A 2,162-nucleotide genomic window follows, 5' to 3' on the forward strand; every position below is an offset into this window, starting at 1 on the left:
TCACCGACCTCGCGCCCAAGACGCTGGCGGCCCTGCACCCGGAGCGTATCGCGTTTCCCAGCGCCTACGTGCTGCGTCCGATGTTGTGGCTCATCTATCCGGTGGTGTGGGTTATCAACGGCATGGCTAACGGTCTGCTGCGGCTCGTCGGCGTACGCGTGCAGGCCCGGTCCGCCGACCAGGTAAGCCCCGAGGAGCTGCGCGCCATCATCATGGAAGCCGGAATGCTGATTCCGGAAAGCCACCAAGACATGCTGCTGGCGATTCTCGATCTTGAAAAGGTCGCGGTGGATGATGTGATGGTGCCGCGCGGAAAAATCGAAGGCGTCAACCTTGACGCGGAATTGGATGAAATCATCAGTCAGATCTCCGGAAGCCGGTACACACGGTTGCCGGTCTACCATGGAAGTCTCGATAACGTCACCGGCATGCTGCACGTGCGCCGGGTCTTAAACCTGATGCGCGAAGGCCGGCTCGACAAGGAATCGCTCGGTCAGGCCATCGTCGAACCCTACTTCATCCCGTCAGGTACCACGCTCAACACGCAACTGCTGAATTTCAGACAGGCCAAGCGCCGCATCGGCCTCGTGGTGGATGAATACGGCGATATCCAGGGGCTGGTATCGCTGGACGAGATCCTCGAGGAAATCGTCGGCGATTTCACCACCCAGACCATCGGCAAGATCGATGATATCCATCCCGAGAGCGATGGCAGTTACCTGGTGCGCGGCGCCGTCAGCCTGCGGGACCTCAACCGCCAGCTCGGCTGGGATTTGCCTACCGAAGAATCGCGCACGCTGAACGGACTGATCGTGGAATATCTCGAGGACATCCCCGAACCCGGCACCAGCCTGATGATTCACGGCTACCTCGTGGAAATCCTGCGCACCCGCGGCACTGCCATCGAGATCGCGCGCGTCCGGCCGGCCGGCGCTCCAGAAGCCGAGACCCCTTCCGCCCCGCCCTGATCGGGCGGTGGCGGCTTGAATTTTTCGACCCCAGGCTCTAGCATCACACGCGGCAACATACTCTGGGAATCCGGCGTCTTTCCCAGAGATTTTGAGAAATCAATATTTAATAAGATAAAGCGCGCGGGCGATCGGCTCGCGCCACGTCTCCGGTTTAAGAAAGAGCTTGTCACCGCTGCTCCTCGCCTATCTGGCTCTTCTCAGCGCGCTGGCCTCCGGCGCCGTGGCACTGGGCGCGGACCGCTATCCGAATTTGCTGCGTTACGGCTCCAGCCTGCTGCTCGGATTGTGCGGCCTGTTCGCGATTCTCGCCGGCGGCTGGGCCCTCACCGACAAAACTCACTCGACGGATCAGCTCGCGTTGGGATTGCCCTGGCTCCAGTGGCACTTGCGGCTGGATTCCCTGTCCGGCTTTTTCTTCGGCATCGTCGGCATGCTGGTACTGGCCGTCAGCCTGTACGCGCCCGGGTACCTGCGGGAATTCACGCACCCGGGCCACAAGCAGTCCTTGTCAGTACTCGGCCTGTTCACCGGCTTGTTCATCCTCGGCATGCTTCTCGTCCTGCTCGCCGACGACGCCTTCGTGTTCATGGTTTCCTGGGAGCTGATGTCGGTCTCGAGCTATTTCCTGGTCGCCTATCAGCATCAGTATGCCGCCAACCGCCGCGCGGCGTTTCTGTATCTGCTCATGGCTCATGTGGGCGCGCTCGCCATTCTGCTGGGGTTCGGCGTGCTCGCCGGATTCAGTGGCGGCTACACATTCGAGGCCATGCGCGCCGCGAATCTTTCCGCCACCTGGGCCTCCATCGCCTTCGCGCTGGCCTTCTTCGGCTTCGGCATGAAGGCCGGCATCGTGCCGCTGCACGCGTGGCTGCCGGAGGCGCACCCCGCGGCGCCGTCGCACATCTCGGCGCTCATGAGCGGCGTGATGCTCAAGGTCGCGATTTACGGCTTCCTGCGCTTCGTCTATTACCTCCTCGGTAATCTTTATTGGCCATGGGGGCTGGTGCTGCTCGTGCTCGGCACGGTGACCGCGCTTAGCGGTGTGCTGTACGCCATGACGCAGAACGATCTCAAGCGTCTGCTGGCGTACTCTTCCATCGAAAACGTCGGCATTATCTTCATGGGCCTCGGGCTGTCGATGATCTTCCTCGGCACCGGACACGAGGTGCTGGGCACCTTGGGTCTGGTGGC

Annotated in this window: 2 protein-coding genes; both read left to right on the plus strand. The window is 61.7% G+C overall.

The genetic code is table 11. The annotated features are described in order from the left end of the window. Window positions 1-968 (plus strand): HlyC/CorC family transporter (locus tag WB402_RS01890; RefSeq protein WP_424205177.1); only part of this gene is annotated, 968 nt, incomplete at its 5' end. Between the two features lie 166 nt (window positions 969-1,134). Beyond that, window positions 1,135-2,162, plus strand: a 1,028-nt coding sequence (locus tag WB402_RS01895) for a proton-conducting transporter membrane subunit (RefSeq protein ID WP_424205179.1), incomplete at its 3' end; no start/stop codon positions are given.

Source organism: Sulfuricaulis sp., from assembly GCF_049587675.1.
Classification (GTDB): Bacteria; Pseudomonadota; Gammaproteobacteria; order Acidiferrobacterales; family Sulfurifustaceae; genus Sulfuricaulis.